The sequence below is a fragment of the Gammaproteobacteria bacterium genome (assembly GCA_024235095.1).
Taxonomy (GTDB): Bacteria; Pseudomonadota; Gammaproteobacteria; order Competibacterales; family Competibacteraceae; genus UBA2383.
In genome coordinates, this window is record JACKNC010000001.1 from 1,757,392 (window position 1) to 1,777,115 (window position 19,724).

Annotated in this window: 12 protein-coding genes and 1 tRNA gene; 11 read left to right on the top strand and 2 right to left on the bottom strand. The window is 55.7% G+C overall.

Features of this window, described 5'->3' with window-relative positions; translation table 11 throughout:
- Positions 1 to 345 precede the first annotated feature (345 nt).
- From H6973_07745 to H6973_07770, 6 genes are all read left to right on the top strand, one after another.
- On the top strand, positions 346 to 1,029 hold the full coding sequence (locus H6973_07745; GenBank protein ID MCP5125520.1) for an OmpA family protein: 684 nt from the start codon (positions 346 to 348) through the stop codon (positions 1,027 to 1,029).
- A 140-nt stretch (positions 1,030 to 1,169) separates the two neighbouring features.
- Positions 1,170 to 4,172 carry a CHAT domain-containing protein gene (locus H6973_07750; protein MCP5125521.1) on the top strand — a complete coding sequence of 1,001 codons (3,003 nt, stop codon included), beginning with the start codon at positions 1,170 to 1,172 and terminating at the stop codon, positions 4,170 to 4,172.
- Between the two features lie 73 nt (positions 4,173 to 4,245).
- Positions 4,246 to 9,651, top strand: a complete 5,406-nt coding sequence (locus tag H6973_07755) for a tandem-95 repeat protein (protein MCP5125522.1) — start codon at positions 4,246 to 4,248, stop codon at positions 9,649 to 9,651.
- A 57-nt stretch (positions 9,652 to 9,708) separates the two neighbouring features.
- Entirely contained in the window at positions 9,709 to 11,250 is a 1,542-nt protein-coding gene (locus H6973_07760) for a protein kinase (GenBank protein ID MCP5125523.1), read from the top strand.
- Positions 11,240 to 12,040 carry a DUF4384 domain-containing protein gene (locus H6973_07765; GenBank protein ID MCP5125524.1) on the top strand — a complete coding sequence of 267 codons (801 nt, stop codon included), beginning with the start codon at positions 11,240 to 11,242 and terminating at the stop codon, positions 12,038 to 12,040. The genes H6973_07760 and H6973_07765 overlap by 11 nt, the downstream gene beginning before the upstream one ends.
- Before the next feature lie 58 nt (positions 12,041 to 12,098).
- Entirely contained in the window at positions 12,099 to 12,932 is an 834-nt protein-coding gene (locus H6973_07770; protein MCP5125525.1) for a sulfite exporter TauE/SafE family protein, read from the top strand.
- Positions 12,933 to 13,054: 122 nt separating this feature from the next.
- On the opposite strand, the gene H6973_07775 is transcribed toward H6973_07770, so the two are convergent.
- Positions 13,055 to 15,886 carry an esterase-like activity of phytase family protein gene (locus H6973_07775; GenBank protein ID MCP5125526.1) on the bottom strand — a complete coding sequence of 944 codons (2,832 nt, stop codon included), beginning with the start codon at positions 15,884 to 15,886 and terminating at the stop codon, positions 13,055 to 13,057.
- Positions 15,887 to 16,111: 225 nt separating this feature from the next.
- The gene (coq7, locus tag H6973_07780) at positions 16,112 to 16,756 is read right to left on the bottom strand and encodes a 2-polyprenyl-3-methyl-6-methoxy-1,4-benzoquinone monooxygenase (GenBank protein ID MCP5125527.1); all 645 of its coding nucleotides are present in this window, start codon (positions 16,754 to 16,756) and stop codon (positions 16,112 to 16,114) included.
- Between the two features lie 32 nt (positions 16,757 to 16,788).
- Here coq7 and H6973_07785 point away from each other — a divergent pair, with 32 nt between their 5' ends.
- From H6973_07785 to H6973_07805, 5 genes are all read left to right on the top strand, one after another.
- Entirely contained in the window at positions 16,789 to 17,097 is a 309-nt protein-coding gene (locus tag H6973_07785; GenBank protein MCP5125528.1) for an NAD(P)H-dependent oxidoreductase subunit E, read from the top strand.
- Positions 17,098 to 17,186: 89 nt separating this feature from the next.
- Positions 17,187 to 17,615, top strand: coding sequence for a 50S ribosomal protein L13 (gene rplM / locus H6973_07790; GenBank protein ID MCP5125529.1), 429 nt, complete (start codon positions 17,187 to 17,189; stop codon positions 17,613 to 17,615).
- A 38-nt stretch (positions 17,616 to 17,653) separates the two neighbouring features.
- Positions 17,654 to 18,046 carry a 30S ribosomal protein S9 gene (gene rpsI, locus H6973_07795; GenBank protein ID MCP5125530.1) on the top strand — a complete coding sequence of 131 codons (393 nt, stop codon included), beginning with the start codon at positions 17,654 to 17,656 and terminating at the stop codon, positions 18,044 to 18,046.
- A gap of 10 nt (positions 18,047 to 18,056) precedes the next feature.
- Positions 18,057 to 18,130 (top strand) — tRNA-Gln (locus tag H6973_07800).
- A 195-nt stretch (positions 18,131 to 18,325) separates the two neighbouring features.
- On the top strand, positions 18,326 to 19,510 hold the full coding sequence (locus H6973_07805) for a porin (protein MCP5125531.1): 1,185 nt from the start codon (positions 18,326 to 18,328) through the stop codon (positions 19,508 to 19,510).
- Positions 19,511 to 19,724: the final 214 nt, after the last annotated feature.

The following is a 19,724-nucleotide window of genomic DNA, read 5'->3' on the forward strand; positions in this document are numbered from 1 at the left end:
TTTCTCGCAGGTAAACTCTAGTAAATTAAAGGGTTGGTGACGGTGCAGCCTATTGCGCTGTCCGGGTAAAACAGGCGCTTTCGTCACAGTTCCCACCGGCTTTTTCAATATTGCCAAGTCATTTTGCCATTATGCCAGCCAAATGGCCTTTGCTGTCACCCAGCGTCATGAATTCCCCAATGGCCTGTTAGCAGAATCGCGCGATGAGTCTACGACATTAGGTCGGTAACGGTCTGTCAGGCGCCTATCAGTCAGAACCCATACCCATTGGGCGATGTCATTGAGATTATTCGTGACGCAGTCAGCATGACACGTTGAACTCCTATTCCTGAAGGAACCCATGCAATGAAACTCGAACTTTTTTGCAAAAAACTCGCGATCCATCACTGGGTCATTGGTCTGATGTTTGCGCTGACCTGGAATACCGTTATCGCTGCACCGCCTTCTCAGACCGCTTCGGAAATCGAACGCGCCCTGAGCGGCGCTTCAGACTCTGCACAACCCGGTCTGCAACTGCGTGGAGGGCCAGGTTCCGGCAGTCCAGGTTTGGGGAGATTGCGGGGTCCAGCCGGTATCGTCGATGATCCCGTACCGGTTCAAGCGGCGCCGTCTCCGCCGGTCAAGCCAGCAGCAACCATGAATTATCCAGATCTGATTCGGGATCGTCCCAAAATTGCGGCCTTGATCCATTTTGATTCGAACTCCGCACGCATCCGCGATGACGCCTACCCACTTTTGAATGAGTATGTGGCGGCTTTACAAAGCCCCACGCTGGCTAACGCCATGCTGCTGATTGCCGGTCATACCGATGCTGCCGGTTCTAATAAATATAATCTAATATTATCCGGAGAGCGGGCGCAGGCAGTCAGGGCGTATCTGATTGAACATGGAGTTTCCCCCGATCGGCTGATCGCCAAAGGGTATGGGGAAGCATATCCCGTTGCGTCGAACGCTACAGAGACTGGCCGCGAGGAGAATCGCCGGAGCGAGTTTATTCGTTTGGATGTATCAACCAGAGTCAGTCCATAAGTGTGGAAATGCGGTAAAAATCATGTTGAATACCGACTGATGTTGATATTCACTATCAATTAACTAGAAATAAGCTTGCCAATTCACTTTCGTAGGGGCGCACAGGCGCTCGCCTACACCGGTGCGAGGAGGAAGGACGTATGGCTCACGGTGAGCGCCACTATGGCGTGGTATTGCTACTGGTTGGCGTTCTGACGCTGTGGGGATGTGCTACTGGAGGAAATAGACGTTCGACGGCCGCTCCCGAAGGTTTGCCGGTTGGAACACGGATTGCCTTGCCGGAAGACGCCAAAGCTTTGGGTGATGTCGCCTGCGAGTTTTACAAATCCGGTAGCGACGAGGGTCTGGAACAGTTCGAGGTCCGTTGTCCGGGTTGGGAGCGCCCTGCTGGACAGGTCTGGCGGGGAAACCTCCCCCGGCCAGCAGCGCAGTGGGAAGAGCGGTTTCTCAATCAAGGCGCGCTAGCTAAAACCGTGCAGACCGAGGCGGATTGCGGCGATCCGGAATCAACGCGCATCTTGAACGAGCAACCTGCCTATCTGCGTCGCTGCACCAGTTACAATGGCGGCTTCCCCTACTTGCTCATCGCGGCGGGCGTCGATAATCGTGCTTTCATCCTCTGGGGGCCGGCCCATCTTGCGCCCTTGTTCGAGAGCTTTATCCAAGCATCGCTTCGCGGAACAGCACAGGAAACGCTGCCTGGCAGTCGGTCGCAATTGATCGCTCTGGCTGAACAGGCCATTGCTCCGGAAGGTCGATCGATTGGCCTGGAGGATATGGGACAGTTCACCGCTCTGGATGAACTGAGCACCTTGTATAACTCGGCGAAAAATCATCAGCGCGCCCTTGAACTTGCGCAACGCGCCCTGGAAATTCACGAGCGCATCAAAGGCGCCAACCATCCGAGCGGTGGTTATCTGGCGGCGCGGATAGGGCGTGAACTCAGCCGCTTGCAGCCGGGCGCAGCGGAGGCCATGTTCCAACGCGCTGAACCCTTGGTCAAAGCCTCGGCCGATGCCTCAGACTGGCCGGAGTTGCTGGTTTATTGGGCCTGGTACGCCCTGGATCGGGGCGAGGAAGCGCGCGCTGAACAGTACGCGCAGCAATCGTGGGAACTCAGCCAGGCGGCGGCGGCGCGCTCCCAACAAGGCGCCATGAATCCGCGCATCGCTCATTCCCTCATTGGCGTCGGCGATGTCTATGTTGAGCTGGGCAAACTGGCGGAAGCGGAAGCCGCTTACTCACAAGCGCTCACGATTTTCGATACGGTGCGGGGCGGCGACTATCACTGGGTGGGCCAAAGCCACCAGCGCCTAGCGGAAGTTTATCGCCGTCGCCAAGCCTATGGACAGGCCCGTGACCATGCTCAAGCGGCAGTTGAATTAAGCCGCGCTTTGTTTGGCGAAGGCCGGGCATTGGCCGAAGCGCTGATGACCCAGGCCCAGGTCGAACGATCTGCGGGTCAACCTGAGCGCGCTTTGGAACTCTGGCGTGAGACCCGGCGAATGCTGCTGAGCGATCCGACGGCGTTAGCCCAAATGCAGACGCAGGACGTGGAAGGCTACCTCGAATTATTGTTTGAATTGATTGACAGCAATGCTGCTGGCGACCAATCCGCCTTGCTGGATGAGGCGTTTACGGTCTCGCAATTGGGCCAGACTCCAGCGGCTGGGCGGGCGGTGACCCAAGTCGCGGCGCGTCTGGCCGAGACCGATCCCGAGGTGCGGGAAACGGCGCGGGCGTTGCAGGATGCGTTAAAAGCCCGACAGGATATTCAATATGAATTAGGCGTGGAGCAGAGCAGGCCCTTTCTGGAGCGGGATACGGCCAAAGAGGAAGCGCTCAAGGCCAAATTGCGCACAGCGGCGGAGGAATACGCGCTTCGCGAACAACAACTACAGGCCCGGTTCCCGCGTTATGGCCGCTTGGTCACCCCCACGCCGCTGAATGCAGCGGAAGTGGCGAAGTTGTTGCGGAGCAATGAAGCGCTATTGCGGGTGCTGCCGGGGCAACGGGAAACCTGGGTGTTTCTGGTGAAAGCCGATGGAACTTTGCGGGGCGCAGCGGTGAAAGTGCCCGCGCCGCAGCTCACTGTCGAGGTAGAACGTTTGCGCGCTGGGGTCAACGCCAGTTCTGGCCGCTTGCCTGATTTCGATCTGCTCCTCGCCTATCAGCTCTACCAACAGCTGCTCGGTCCGTTGGAATCGGCGCTGGTTGGAGTCGAGCATTTAATCGTGGCGCCCTCTGGAGCGTTGCTTAGCCTGCCACCCGCGCTATTAGTGCGTCGGCCTCCCGATCCTGGCGACTACCGGCAAGCCGCCTGGCTGGTGCGCGACATGGCCTTTAGCCTGCTGCCTTCGGTGGTTGCTTTGGAGCAATTCCGTCAGGTTGCCGGTTCTTCGCAGGCGCGTTTGCCGTTCATCGGTTTTGGCGATCCGGTCTTTTCAACTGGATCGGCGGGTACGTTGCGCGGTGGCGGCAGTAATGTCGATCAAGTGGTTCAGAATTGCCAGTTTGACGCCAAAGCGCTCAGTCAGTTGCCGCAACTTCCGGAAACGGAAGTTGAGTTGCGTACTCTGGCGCGCACCTTGGGCGCCAGACCGGAGCAAGCAGTTGTGCTGGGTCAACAAGCTACAGTTTCTGCAGTTGAGACCCGCAATTTGCAGAATTACCGGATCATCGCTTTTGCCACTCATGCCCTGCTGCCCGGCGAACTCGATTGCTTAAAGGAACCCGCGCTGGCGTTGACGCCACAGGCAGCGGCGCAGGGGGAGGATAATGGGCTGCTCAGCGCCAGCACGATTGCCAGTCTGAAACTGGACGCCGAATGGGTCTTATTGTCAGCCTGTAACACGGCGGGCGGCGGGAGCGGGCGTCTGCGCGGCGAAGGATTATCGGGGTTGGCAACGGCGTTTTTCTACGCAGGTTCAAGAGCATTGCTGGCTTCTCACTGGTATGTGGTTTCGGAACCGACAGTTTTCTTGACCACGCACACCTTTGACGCTTACCAAAAATCGCCAAGTATGGGAAGGGCTGAAGCATTGCGGCAGGCGCAATTGGCCCTGCTGGAGCAACCCAACATGGCGCATCCGATCTTTTGGGCGGCGTTTACCTTGATTGGGGAAAGTAGTCCCTTGCAATAGCGTTTGTTAAACAGGGGGAGGTTGCTATTAAAAGCAACCAATGAGCACTACCCGTGATAAAGGCAGCATCACCATGAATAATCGATCATTACAGCACTGTGGGTTTTGGGTTAAGGCCGTTGCGTTGATGCTCGCCGGTCTCTTTTTGATTTTCTTGCCAGACTGGGGAATTAATCTGAGGGCGCAAACCTCTGGGGCGGGTCTAACCCCTGCTACGATCGATTTTGGACAAGTCGCCGTTGGTACAACCAGTTCACCGCAAACCGTGACGCTGACTAATAATGATCCTCAATTGCCTGTTGCAGTTAATAGCATTACTGCAACAGGCAATTTTTCTGCAAGTGGGTGTCCACTTTCTCTTCCTCCATCGTCATCTTGTAATATCAGTTTGACTTTTTCACCGGGAGCTATTGGACTACAAACTGGACTGTTAACTGTAGTCGTTGATACATGTTCTGATGGTTGCATTGAAAGCTTAACTACGCGCCTAACGGGAAATGGCGTTGCGCTGTTAGTCGCTTTGGACGACACCGCCACCACTACCGCTGGCGCACCGGTCACCATCAACGTACTGGCCAATGACACCGGCACCGGGTTGACGGTGACGCAAGTCAGCGCGCCCGCGCATGGCAGCGCGGCGATCAGCGGCACTGCCGTCACCTATACGCCCGCCGCGAACTTCGCCGGAACCGACACCTTCATCTACACCCTCACCGACAGCTTCGGCCAAACGGACACGGCGACGGTGACAGTGACGGTCAATCCGCCGAGGCCGATTGCGGTGGATGATACGGCTATCACCGAGGCGGTCACGCCGGTCACGATTAATGTGCTGGCCAATGACACCGGCGCGGGGTTGACGGTGGCCCAGGTAAGCGCCCCGGCGAACGGCACGGCTATGATTAGCGGCAATACTGTGATCTACACGCCAAATCCCACCTTTGTTGGCGGCCTTGACAGCTTCACGTATACGATCATCGACAGTTTCGGCCAGAGGGCTGCCGCCACTGTCACAGTAGATGTGATTCCGCCGATCATAAATGCAGTCGATGACACGGCGACCACGGCGGCGACCACGCCAGTCACGATTAATGTGCTGGCCAATGACACCGGAACCGGGTTGACGGTGACGCACGTCAGCACGCCCGCGCATGGCAGCGCGGCGATCAGCGGCACTGCCGTCACCTATACGCCCGCCGCGAACTTCGCCGGAACCGACACCTTCATCTACACCCTCACCGACAGCTTCGGCCAAACGGACACGGCGACGGTGACAGTGACGGTCAATCCGCCGAGGCCGATTGCGGTGGATGATACGGCTATCACCGAGGCGGTCACGCCGGTCACGATTAATGTGCTGGCCAATGACACCGGCGCGGGGTTGACGGTGGCCCAGGTAAGCGCCCCGGCGAACGGCACGGCTATGATTAGCGGCAATACTGTGATCTACACGCCAAATCCCACCTTTGTTGGCGGCCTTGACAGCTTCACGTATACGATCATCGACAGTTTCGGCCAGAGGGCTGCCGCCACTGTCACAGTAGATGTGATTCCGCCGATCATAAATGCAGTCGATGACACGGCGACCACGGCGGCGACCACGCCAGTCACGATTAATGTGCTGGCCAATGACACCGGAACCGGGTTGACGGTGACGCACGTCAGCACGCCCGCGCATGGCAGCGCGGCGATCAGCGGCACTGCCGTCACCTATACGCCCGCCGCGAACTTCGCCGGAACCGACACCTTCATCTACACCCTCACCGACAGCTTCGGCCAAACGGACACGGCGACGGTGACAGTGACGGTCAATCCGCCGAGGCCGATTGCGGTGGATGATACGGCTATCACCGAGGCGGTCACGCCGGTCACGATTAATGTGCTGGCCAATGACACCGGCGCGGGGTTGACGGTGGCCCAGGTAAGCGCCCCGGCGAACGGCACGGCTATGATTAGCGGCAATACTGTGATCTACACGCCAAATCCCACCTTTGTTGGCGGCCTTGACAGCTTCACGTATACGATCATCGACAGTTTCGGCCAGAGGGCTGCCGCCACTGTCACAGTAGATGTGATTCCGCCGATCATAAATGCAGTCGATGACACGGCGACCACGGCGGCGACCACGCCAGTCACGATTAATGTGCTGGCCAATGACACCGGAACCGGGTTGACGGTGACGCACGTCAGCACGCCCGCGCATGGCAGCGCGGCGATCAGCGGCACTGCCGTCACCTATACGCCCGCCGCGAACTTCGCCGGAACCGACACCTTCATCTACACCCTCACCGACAGCTTCGGCCAAACGGACACGGCGACGGTGACAGTGACGGTCAATCCGCCGAGGCCGATTGCGGTGGATGATACGGCTATCACCGAGGCGGTCACGCCGGTCACGATTAATGTGCTGGCCAATGACACCGGCGCGGGGTTGACGGTGGCCCAGGTAAGCGCCCCGGCGAACGGCACGGCTATGATTAGCGGCAATACTGTGATCTACACGCCAAATCCCACCTTTGTTGGCGGCCTTGACAGCTTCACGTATACGATCATCGACAGTTTCGGCCAGAGGGCTGCCGCCACTGTCACAGTAGATGTGATTCCGCCGATCATAAATGCAGTCGATGACACGGCGACCACGGCGGCGACCACGCCAGTCACGATTAATGTGCTGGCCAATGACACCGGAACCGGGTTGACGGTGACGCACGTCAGCACGCCCGCGCATGGCAGCGCGGCGATCAGCGGCACTGCCGTCACCTATACGCCCGCCGCGAACTTCGCCGGAACCGACACCTTCACCTACACCCTCACCGACGGCTTCGGCCGGACCGCCACTGCGACGGTGACAGTGACGGTCAATCCGCCGAGGCCAATTGCGGTGGATGATACGGCCATCACCGAGGCGGTCACGCCGGTCACGATTAATGTGCTGGCCAATGATACCGGAACCGGGTTGACAGTGACGCAAGTCAGCACGCCCGCGCATGGCAGCGCGGCGATCAGCGGCGCTACGGTCAGCTATACCCCGGCAGCGAACTTTGCTGGAACCGACACCTTCACCTACACCCTCACGGATAGCTTCGGCCAAACCGCCACCGCGACGGTGACGGTGACGGTCAATCCGCCCGGATTGAATGCCGTCAATGATACCGCCAGCACGGCGGCAGGTACGCCGGTCACCATCAACGTACTGGCCAATGACACCGGCACCGGATTGACGGTGACGCAAGTCAGCACGCCCGCGCATGGCAGCGCGGCGATCAACGGCGCTGCCGTCACCTACACGCCCGCCGCGAACTTCGCGGGGAGCGACACCTTCACCTACACCCTCACCGACCGCTTCGGCCGGACCGCCACCGCGACGGTAACGGTGACGGTCAATCCGCCGAGGCTGACCGCGGTGAATGACACCGCCAGTACGGCGGCGGGTGCGCCAGTCGCCATCAACGTACTGGCCAATGATATCGGAACGGAACTGACCCTGGTGGACGTCAGCGCTCCGTCCAACGGCAGCGCGATCATCGCTGGTAACGGCGCCGTCACCTACACGCCCGCCGCGAACTTCGCCGGGACCGACGCCTTCACCTACACGATCACCGACCGCTTCGGCCAGACCGCTACTGCTACCGTGAGTGTGCGGGTTACGCCGCCGAAGTTGGACGCCGTGGACGATACAGCCACTACTCCAGCCAGAACGCCTATCACCATTTCTGTACTAGCTAATGATGTGGGCGAGGGATTAGCCATCATCCAGGTCGGCGCACCTGCTCGTGGCGGCGCAACACCCAATGCAGACGGTACGATCGCCTACACGCCCGCCGCGAACTTCGCCGGGACCGACGCCTTCACCTACACGATCACCGACCGCTTCGGCCAGACCGCCACCGCGACAGTGCGGGTTACAGTCATTGCGCCGGCGCTCGAAGCGCTGGATGATGCAGTCACTACCACGACCCGTGCGCCCGTATCCATTGCGGTGTTGGCTAATGATATTGGTACGAACTTGACTGTCATCCAGGTCAGCAGTCCAGCGCATGGCAGTGCGGCAGCTGGCGTGGACAGCGCGATTAACTACACGCCATCGCCCAACTTCATCGGTACGGATTCCTTTACTTACACCATCACCGATGGCATCAGCACGGACTCAGCGACCGTCACTGTCGAAGTGACGCGCAGTAAGAAAGAGGTCCAGCAACTCCTCGAAGACGCCACCGATGATCCTGCGGCAAAGACCGTGGGACGCGCCATTGGCGGGCTATGCTTCGATCGATCGGCAGGCGCCAGCTTCCTGCGAGATTGTGATGCGCTTATCAACGCTGCTGAAAGCGGTGACCCCAAGGTCGGTTCCGCTTTGGAGCAAATCACGCCCAAGAGTCTGAGCACCGCCATTGATGCCTCGCAGACCAGTGTACAGTCCCAGATGTTGGGCATTCGAACTCGCATGGCTGCATTACGCGCGGGGGTGATGGGTATTAATATCGACCAGTTGAATATCCAGCGCGGTGGATGGACGCTTTCCGGCCCGGATTTGCGCTATTTATTGGCCAGCACTGGAGACGAGGCCGGGGTGCCGAGCGTCAATGAAGGCTTTATGGAATCAGGCCCCTTTGGCGTGTTTGTCAGTGGCGCCATCAATCTCGGAGGGCGGGATGAAACCACAAATCAAACCGGATTTGATTTCAGGACCCTTGAACTGACGTTGGGCGCTGATTATCGATTTAGCGACCAGTTCATCCTGGGCGTCGCCCTTTCCTACACGTCCATTGATACCGATATCGATAGCAATGGTGGTTATCTGGATACCCGAGGTCTGGGCCTGACCTTGTACGGAGTCTATTACCCTTCCGACCGGTTCTACGTCGAAGGGATGGTCAATTATGGCCGGAACGATTATGACCAACGGCGCAACGTCGCCTATGAGTTGCAAAATGCCGATGTTAAGCAAGGCTTTGATAGCAGCTACGAAGGGCGGCAAGTGTTTGCTGATCTAGGCGTTGGCTATCAATTCACACGCGGCAACTTGACTTTCGGTCCCGAAGCCCATCTAAGCTATCTCGACATGCAGGTTGATCCCTTCCAGGAACAGGTATCGGGTAATAATCCGGGTTCGGGCTGGGCGGTGGCCATAGATCAGCAAAATCTGCAATCACTGGTTTTCAGTTTGGGTGGGAGAGCCAGCTATCTATTTGACCAATCTTGGGGAACATTGGAGCCACAGTTCGAGTTTAGCTGGTTGCACGAGTTCAAGGATAACAGCCGGGTGGTGAGTGGCCGTTTCGTGGAAGGCGCAGCAGTCCCCGATAATATCTTCCAGATATTTACCGACCCGGTAGACAAGAACTATTTCAGATTTGGTCTTGGGTTGCAGGCGCGGTTTAATCAAGGGCCATCTATCCTGATCCAATATCGCACCTTGTTCGACTATGAACATCTTGAGATGAATACGATTTCAACGCAGTTGCGATGGGATTTTTAACGCAGCGCGTTGGGCGAGTATGGGGGAATGTGTTCAATACTCCATGAGTAACGATTGATGTCCTATCCTGATAATGCGAAGCCTTACGGCAATAAAGATATTGCGATAGACAATATCATCAAGGTTATTGATACGGTTCCTGTTATTCCTGGCTATAAGGTTGAAAAACTGATTAGCGGGGGCGCTATGGGCCAAGTGTATTTGGCAATCCAGGAAGCCCTCGAACGCCCAGTCGCGATCAAGGTGATTAATCCTTCCCTGAGCGTTGACGCTACATTTCGTCAGCGTTTTCTTAAAGAAGGAAAAATCGTTGCTCGTCTCAGGCATCCGCATATTCTGACGATTCACGATATTGGGGAATGTCTGAACCAGTACTACATGGTCATGGAGTATGTGGAAGGCGGCACGTTAAAGAATCGTATTCAAAAAGGCTTGTCCGCAGAACAAGCTGTTAATATTCTGCGGCAACTGGCCGGCGCTCTGGGCCATGCCCACCATCAGGGTTTTGTTCATCGAGATATTAAACCCGCTAATATCCTGTTTCGTGATGATAGTAATGCAGTGCTCTCGGATTTTGGCATTGCCAAGGCTTTTGAAGACACGGCCCCTCTTACCGCAACGGGCCTGGCGATTGGCACGATCCTTTATATGAGTCCCGAGCAGGCTCAAGGTAAAGTGCTTGATGGTCGTAGCGATCTGTATTCTCTCGGTTTAGTATTCTTTGAGATGCTCACTGGATACCGCCCCGATCGAACTCCGGATGGCGCAACAGAATCCTTGCCGACAGAATTCAATCACTATCAGGGTATTTTGGACAAGTTGCTGGCGCGCAGTCCAAATGATCGCTTTAAGACAGCCGAACAACTCATCGAGGCTCTTGACGGTATTAGCGAAAGCAAGAATAAAAATAAAGATAACGTAATTGATCAAAAAAACGATAAAACCATCGTTTTATCTCAAGCAAGGAAGGAGAACAAAGTCAATCATCAATTCAGACTCAAAAAATATTTCATTGGTATTTCTCTTTTAATCGTCGTTATTGTTTTACTCGCTGGATTGGGATACTTTTTGAAGCAGCGCTCACTCGATGATATCCTTCCCATCGAGATTTCGTATTCTTATAAGCCAGCGGATCAGCTTAATTTCCGTCCATTGCTGAATAGCGGAGTGATGCGCTCCGGAGATTACTACCAGATTCATTTTACGCCCAAACAGCACGGCTATGTCTATATTTTCCAAATCGACAGTAGCGGAGGGGTTTATCGTCTATTTCCAGCCGACAGTAGCAATCCTTCGCAAATGGCAGCTAATGCAAACCCCGTACAGGCAGGCGTAACTTACTTCATGCCGGCCCAGGATGAAGCGTTCCAACTGGATGACCAAATTGGTCAGGAACAAATCCACGCTTTGGCTTTCCACAATCGTAATGCTGACTTGGAGGATGAATATACAGCGCTGGTTGAAGCGCGTCGCTCAGAGGACCCGTCGCGAATCCAGGAAGCGCAAGCCCGGTTGACTGATGGCTTGCAGAAAACCCAAGTGGGCGCTATGCCCGTGTTAAATTTCAAACATACAGCGAGAGGCAGTCATGATCTATAAGCTCTGTTGGTTCAATTCCTTGCCATTAATCGTTGGCAGCTTGTTGTTAAACGTCACGGGTGTTGTGAACGCGGCCGAACCTGCATCCGAAACCGACCTGACAACCCGAGGACCGGCTGGAACGGTCAAGATCACTCCTCAACCGGGCGATGCAACCCCGAAACCGGCGTCAATGCCCCCCACACCTCAAGCTGCTGAGGTCAAGCCGCTAAACTTTAAAGTGAATTATGTTTACCGTCCCGGTGGCCAAGGCGCTTTGAAGCCACTGGTCGAGGGGAGCGCGCTAAATTCCGGCGATCATTACAAGGTCCAGTTTACTCCCGAGGAAGACAGTTATGTTTACATCTTCCAGGTTGATAGCAGTAAGGCAATTTTTCAGCTCTTCCCAATGCGGGATTTTGGAGGCGTCAGAGTTGACAATTTCAATCCAGTGAAAGCCGGCGTTGTTTATCATCTGCCCGCCAAGGACAAATCCTTCCAGCTCGATAATAACGTGGGTTCGGAAAGTATTCTCTTTCTAGCGTTCCGGCAACGCAATCAAGCGCTGGAAGAGCAATATGAGGCGTTGATCAAGGCCCGGATGTCAAAAGATAAAACGACAGAAAATAACCTGCAGACAGCTATTAAAAGCAATTTCAAAACCCGGGGATTGGCTGGTATTGTGGACGATCCCCAGAAAAAAACCGCTACAGTGACATGGACGTCAACGGAATCCTTTACTGTGCCGGTCCGGCATTTAAATAATTTATGCGCTGACTGCATTAGCATGATCACTTTTGAGCATCATTGATCAAGAGGTTAAGTGATCCTAACATTGTGCATTTTCTGATGGTGGACGGTATAAAAACATGTTCCTCAGTCTGTTCTTTGGTCTGGTCATCGGTTTTTCACTCGGTTTAACGGGCGGAGGCGGCTCCATCTTTGCGGTGCCGTTGCTGGTTTATGGTCTGCATACACCGGCCCATCAAGCCGTGGTCATTTCACTGGCGGCGGTTGGCGCAACCGCATTCGGCGGTGGATTGGCCCGGTTGCGCGATGGCGATGCCGAACCGCGCACCGCCATTATTTTTGGTCTGTCCGGCATCATGGGCGCGCCACTGGGCGCTTGGCTGAATCCGCGTTTTCCAGCAACCATTCTACTGGCGGGCTTTGCGTTGCTAATGCTGGCGGTGGCATTCCGCATGTGGCGGCAAGCCAGCCGTTACCCCGAGGAAACCCGACTGATTCGCGCCAACGGTCACACCGACGGCGATAATGCTGGACCGGCTTGTCGCTACGATCCTGGCGGCCGCTTGCAATTCACTTCGCGCTGCGCCCTGCGTCTAGCCGTAGCGGGAACGTTGACCGGCTTGCTGTCGGGTCTGTTTGGGGTGGGCGGCGGGTTCCTCATCGTACCGGCGCTGGTCATGCTGGCCTCGCTGCCCATGCGACGGGCGGTCGCTACGTCGCTTTGGGTGATTGCCATCATCAGTGCTATTGGATTTCTGTCCCATCTCGCGGTCGGACATCACCTGAACGTCGGCATCACTCTTCCTTTTGTTTTTGGCGGACTGGGCGGCATGGCGCTGGGCATCGCCGTGGGGCGGTATATCGCGGGGCCAATGTTGCAGAAACTGTTTGCCGGCATGGTCGTGGTAGTGGCCGTGTTTATGTTGAGTAATCTGCTTTTATTTCCCCATTGATTGAAACGATTACCGCTGGATCGCGGTCATGCCTGCCTTTCGCTATCTATTAAGTGGTTGAAAACTGTCCTCATCCCCAACCTCCTCTCCCCGTAGGAGAGGAGAGTTTTATACAGGCGACGTTAACGATTAACCCGATAAATGACCAACGTGCCGCTGACTTCGTGGCTAACCAGCAACAAGGGATGGCCATCGGGACTTTCGCTGGCCGGCACGAAGGCCAAACCTTCCGGCGAGACATGTCCTGGGTTATAGGCCCATTGCTGGAAGATCGGTTTGGCTGGATTAGTCACATCGTAAACCATGACCCCGCCTGCGCGCTCCAGACCGATAAAGGCATAGGTGCGCCCCCCCGCATCGCCAACGACCACGCCCTCTGGCTCAGGCCCCTTGTCGTCACTGCGGCCTTCACTGTCCGGATTGATCCAGACGCCATTCTTTTGCGTATTGCGCTCAAAATCCGCAGCGCTGTCAAACACCAACCGGCCCTCGCTGCTCCAGATGCTGAATGACCGTCCGCCAAAACTATACAACGCGCTGAAGACGCCATCGCCATCGGGATCACCGTTCGCGGTCGTGATCTTGAGCCGGCCCAACTGATCTTCGCGCTGAAGGACGTCAATATTCGCAAAGTAGAGCGGATCAAGCGTTACATCGCCTACGCGGGTCTCCTCGGAGTAGCCGGAATAGTCGCGGGCATCGCCTTCGTTGGCGGTAACAAGGTAAGTTTCGCCATTCACTGTAAAGTTGGCGATCCCGTCCGGCTGATACATGCCCACGACCGGCCAATAGGCCAGATGCGGACCGCCATCCCGGTCGCTGGCGTCGATCATCTGCTTCTTGATGGTTATCAGACCCAATTGCACTGGCGCCAGAGGGTTTTGAAAATTCAGGAATCCATCAAGACGAATAGGTTTATCGCTTAAGCCAAAATCATTGTCGTTAAGCACTGCCAAGACGATTTCCTCGTCGTTTTCGCCGACCAACGCCAATCCTTCCGGTTTGTCGTTAGGCAGATAACCAAGCGCGGCTAAATCGACGACCAGGGTCTTGCGTGCGGTAACGATGCCGGCGGTGGCCAGATCAGCGGCGCTCATCGTTTCCAGCGCCCCCCCCGGACCGACGATGTCATTGGACAGCGTTTCCAGATTGGTAGCCCCATTCAAGTCAAGGCGAAAGATATACTTGCTGGATGTGGCGTCCGAACCGGAATCGCGTTCCAACACCAGAAAGCGACCGCCGCCCAGCGCCACAGCGTCGCCGATCTTGTCTGTAAGATTGCCCTTGGACCAGGGGCCAACCTTGTATTCCATCGGGTAAACATACTGGGCTACCGTGCGCTGGCGCTTCGTGTCGAACACCACGACCCGGCTCCAGCGACTGGCCTTGCTGTTAGCGTCGTCTGTAGTATCCGGATTATCAAGGGGACTTTGCAGAAAAGCGTAAAGCAGACCGCCAGCGTAGGCGATGGCCTCAAAACCGCGATTGATGCGGCGTTGCCCTAGTTCTGCGGGTAGAGCGGAACTGCCGGTCGTTTGCGGACCCTGATTAGCGCCCGCAGGTACGAAGCGTTGCAGCATTCGGCCATCGGCGTCGAAGTGATAGATCGATGGCCGGTACTCATCGGCCATCCAATACGTGCCATCCGTAGGATCGCGGACAATGCCTTCCAGGTCTGCGCCGAGTGGATCAAGACGCAGAGGCGCCCCGAAGAGCGTAACGGGTTTCTCATCGCTGTTGGCCAGCCCGGCTGGTCCCGACAGATTCGGCAGTCCCGTCAGCGGTGCGCCGTTGATTTGCGTCAATGGCGTTCCTTTTTTCAGCTCGATCTCGCCCGTGGTCAGGTTAAGAACGAAGCGTCGCCATTGCGGCTGAAATTCGGGCAGGGCAAAGGGTCGTTCGGCCACGCCGTCGCCATCGACGTCCAGCGGCTCGGCGTTGGGACCGCGATCTGTATGGGTAATGAAATGTAATTCATCCGTCTTGCAGCTTTCGTAGCATCCTTCGAAAGCCAGGCCGGAGAACCCTCCTAACCGTAAAATTTCGTGACAGACTTCCGTGATGCCGATCACCGGCAGTTCTGGGAAATTGAATTTCTTGAGCGTCGCTGGCCCACTAAAGTAATAAGATTTGACGCCAAGCGGCACGATATCGCGGACCGTAGCCGAGGGAATATCCACAACCGCCAGGGCATTGTTCTCCTGCAATGTCACCCAGGCGGTGTGGCCATCATCGGAAACGGTGATATATTCCGGCTCAAGATCCTGCGCGACGCTGGCGTTTGGACCGTAAATTCGCACCCCGATTTTACGGAGTCGGGTTATCTGGTCGTTGAAAGCGCGAAAATCGGCCGTGCGCGCGGTCGCTCGCCTAACGCCTCGACTGAGATCAATGAGGGTGATCGAACCCTCCGGATCATTCAGGTAATCGTCACTGGGTTCGCCTTCGTTGGCGACCAGTAAGGTCTGGCCGTCCGGGGTAAAAGTCACCATATCCGGAAGCGCCCCAACTTCCACCGTACCTAAAAACCGTAGAGTATCGGCTTTATAGAAGGCGATCAGACCTGAGTTCTGCTTGGGATCGGCTTCGATAGCGACCGCGACCAGGTTGTTTTTGACCGCTACGCTGTTGGCGCTGCCCAAATCGGGCGCGACCGCACCGACTCGCAAGGAGCGGATCTTGCGCGGTCTCTCGGGGTAGAGCAGGTCAAGGACGTCCACAGTGGCGTCTACCGCGTTGACCACGAAAGCTCGCCGGGTTTCGGGATCGTAAGCGACGATTTCCGCTGCGCCCTCCCCTCTGCCGGAGTTATAGCTACCCAACATGCTCAACACCGGCGGGTCAACGGCAGGATCGGGGTCGAGCGCACTGCCATGCGCGGTGTAACTGCCGAAGGCGGCGGCAACCGCTGCGCTGAGCGTCAGCGGTAGAAATTTCTTATTGGAGATAGGCATTGCTGAAAACTCCCTGGGTTGTGGCGCGGGCCACCGGAACCGGCGCCGAAGCAAACATCATGGCAATAATAATAGGGTAACCGTTCAGTCACCTCCTTTGGCAAAGGGGGGTTAGGGGGGATTTTGGCTCCAACGCCCGTGTTAAATCCCTCCCGACCCCCTTTTTCAAAGGGAGGAGGTGAATGCTTACATAATAGGCAGGTTTGAACTGCATTTTGCGCGGTTTTATATCCAATAGGTGGTTCCAGTCATGACTTTGGCCACGCCTTTCATGAGCACGCGAACCGGCAATGGCAACCGGGCGCCGCCTGCGGCCAGCGCATGCGTTGCGTGCCGTGCTTCGTCTTCCTTCATTTGCTCCAGAATGGCCCGGCTGGCCTGATCGCGCTCCGGCAGACGCTTGAGATGCGCGTTCAGATGGTCAACCACCTGATGTTCGGTTTCCGCAACGAAACCCAGGCTCCAGCGATCGCCGACTTTACCTGCCAAGGCGCCGATGGCGAAAGCGCCGGCGTAAAATAGCGGATTTAGCACGCTGGGATGGCTGTCCAATTCCTTCAGTCGCGTTTCGCACCAGGCGAGATGATCGTTCTCCTCAATGGCGGCCTGCTCCATGCGGTCGCGCACGGCATCCAGTTGGGCGGTCAGCGATTGACCCTGATAGAGAGCCTGAGCGCAGACTTCGCCAGTATGATTGACGCGCATTAATCGTGCGGCCTCGCGTTGTTCCGAGGATTGCAAATCAGCGAATGGCGCGTTAACCGCAGGGTTGGGACGGCCGGTGGTCTTCGGCTGTCCGAAAACCGTGCGCAACGCCTGATCGAAGTTGATGAGAAGGGTGTCGGCAGGGGTATAGTGACGGTTCGTCATGGCTATCAACTCGTATCCAGGAGGAATGATTCGTGTCCTATTATCGCTATCACGTATTTTTTTGCACCAACCAGCGCGAGGATGGCTCGCAATGTTGTCAGCAATACGGCGCTCAGGAAGCCCGCGATTATGTCAAGCAGCGGGTTAAGGAACGAGGAGCGGCCATTCCTTGTAAAGTGCGCATCAACAATGCCGGTTGTCTCGACCGTTGCGCGGAGGGACCGGTTATTGTGGTTTATCCAGAAGCAACCTGGTATACCTACATTGATCACGCGGATCTGGATGAAATTATCGAGGAGCATCTGGTCAATGGCCGCGTGGTGGAGCGATTGCGCATTTAGCAGTGCTTCGCCCCTTGTCAATCTTCCGTCGCTTGAGTAGAATCTCCGCTTTTCCAAGCGAACACGGACTTTTCGGAGCACGTTAATAAATGAAAACTTTCAGCGCCAAGCCGGCCGAGGTCAAGCGCGACTGGTACGTGATCGACGCCACGGACAAGGTTCTGGGCCGGCTGTCATCGGAAATCGCCCGTCGCTTGCGCGGCAAACACAAACCCGAGTATACGCCGCATATCGATACGGGTGACTATATCATCGTGGTCAATGCGGAAAAAGTTCACACTACGGGCCGCAAGACCGAGGACAAGTTTTATCATCATGTGACGGGCTACGTCGGCAACCTCAAATCCATTTCCCTGGAAAAGATGTTGCAACAAACCCCCGAGCGCGTCATCGAGATTGCTGTCAAGGGTATGTTGCCCAAGAATCCGCTGGGTCGCGCGATGTTCCGCAAACTGAAAGTCTACGCCGGGCCGGAACATCAGCATACTGCTCAACAACCTATCCCGCTGGAGCTGTAATTCAGCGCACGCGTTCACTAGAGTTGGAATAAACCGGAATGATCGAAAATCAGCATTATGGCACGGGGCGGCGTAAGACCGCGACGGCGCGGGTTTTTCTGCGGCCAGGCACAGGGAAAATCACAGTTAATCAGCGACCCTTAAATGAGTACTTTGGGCGCGAAACCTCTTGTATGGTGGTGAACCAGGCATTGGAAGCCGTTGATCTTAAGGAGCGGTTTGATATTTATGTCACGGTCAAGGGCGGCGGTATGACTGGACAGGCCGGCGCTATCCGGCACGGAATTACCCGGGCGTTGATGGAGTATGATGACAGTCTGCGCCCCTCGTTGCGCAAAGCCGGTTTTGTAACCCGCGACGCCCGCGAGGTCGAGCGCAAGAAAGTTGGTTTGCGTAAGGCGCGCCGCGCTACGCAGTACTCGAAGCGTTAAGAATTTCGTTTGGGGGATCGTCTAACGGCAGGACAGCGGACTCTGACTCCGTCAATCTAGGTTCGAATCCTAGTCCCCCAGCCATACCCACCCACCGTATTGGTGGGTTTTTTGTGTCTAAAGCAACAATTTGTTGTATTCATGATCAAAACTATAAAAATTTGTGTTTTTTTTGAAAATATCAGTTGCATTTTGGCTTCTGAATGCGTATAAATCTCTTCAACGAATTGTAAGCGCCCTTTTGTTGTGTACATACAACACAAACCTAGGAGTTTAATCATGAAAAAGTCTACTCTTGCGCTGGCTGTGGCGGCTGCGCTGACCGGTTTTGGTTCTGTTGCCCATGCCGACACTACTCTCTATGGCTCGGCCCGCGTGTCGGTTGATTATGTGGATAACGACTCAACCTATACCACGGACCGCCGCGGTAATCTTACCCGGATAATCCCGGGCTTTGATACTTGGGATGTCGTTAACAACGCTTCGCGGCTGGGCGTTAAGGGCGAAGAAGACCTCGGTGGCGGGTTGAGCGCCATCTACCAGTATGAGTTCGGTGTGGATCCGACCGAAGGCGGCAATCTTAATAGTAACCGTCCGAAGTGGGTTGGGTTGAAGGGCGCCAGCTGGGGTTCGGTTACTTTGGGCACTCAATGGACTCCTTACTACAATGTAGCCGGCGTTGGCGATATTTTTAACAGCAGTGCCCATACGTTCACTGCGGGCACCTATTTGGGCAACGATTTTGGCATCCGCATGGATAACACCGTGTTGTACACCTCGCCCAACTGGAGTGGCTTTGGCTTCCAGGCCATGTTGGTCGTGAATGGGGATGCCAGCGCGGCTGATCCGACAACCCCCGACGAACTGGTTACCTGCGTTTCCACTAATAAGCTCCCATGTAATGTGTCTGATACCGTTGACATGTACCAGCTTAACGCAACCTATAAGAATGGACCTTTCTTTGTAGGCGCCGGCTACATGGCGTTGGACGGTCCAGGTTTTGGCGCGTTCTTTAATGATCCCAGATTCGGAGGTACTGATGGTGATGTTAAGTATACTGCGCCGACTTGGGATGGCGACCAGTTTGTTCTGGCCTTCGGCTACAACGCAGGTCCTTTCGCGGTAAGCCTGAATTACGAAAACGGTGACGTGAATAGGCTGTATCTCGGTGATTCCGATAATATTTATCTGACGGGTTCGTACACATTCGGTAACAATATTATCCGTGGCCTTTATGGTCACATTAGCCCCGATAAGGGTCGGGTGCCAGTCTTCCGTAACGGTCGCCAGTTGGATTCTTCCTTTGACGTTATACAGGATGACATTGATAACTGGGGGCTGGGTTATCAGTACAACTTCAGCAAGCGCACTCGCGTTTGGGCTGAGTACATTGGCCGCAGCGTGGACAGCGATCTGATCGGCGACAAGAGCGTGCTCTCCATTGGCACCCGCCATGACTTCTAATCGTCGCTGCTGATTGTTTGTAGCGAAATAAGCGGACGCCTCCGGGCGTCCGTTTGCGTTTATGGCGTTGGAAAATATGTCGGTTGATGTTGATTGTTGTTATTTTAATAATAACTGTATCGTTGTCGGCTAACAGTTGCTTTTTTGCCGCAATGCGTATATAAAGAGATTAAGTGTTCTTGAGTCTGTTTTCCCATCAAAGAGCGTAATTGAT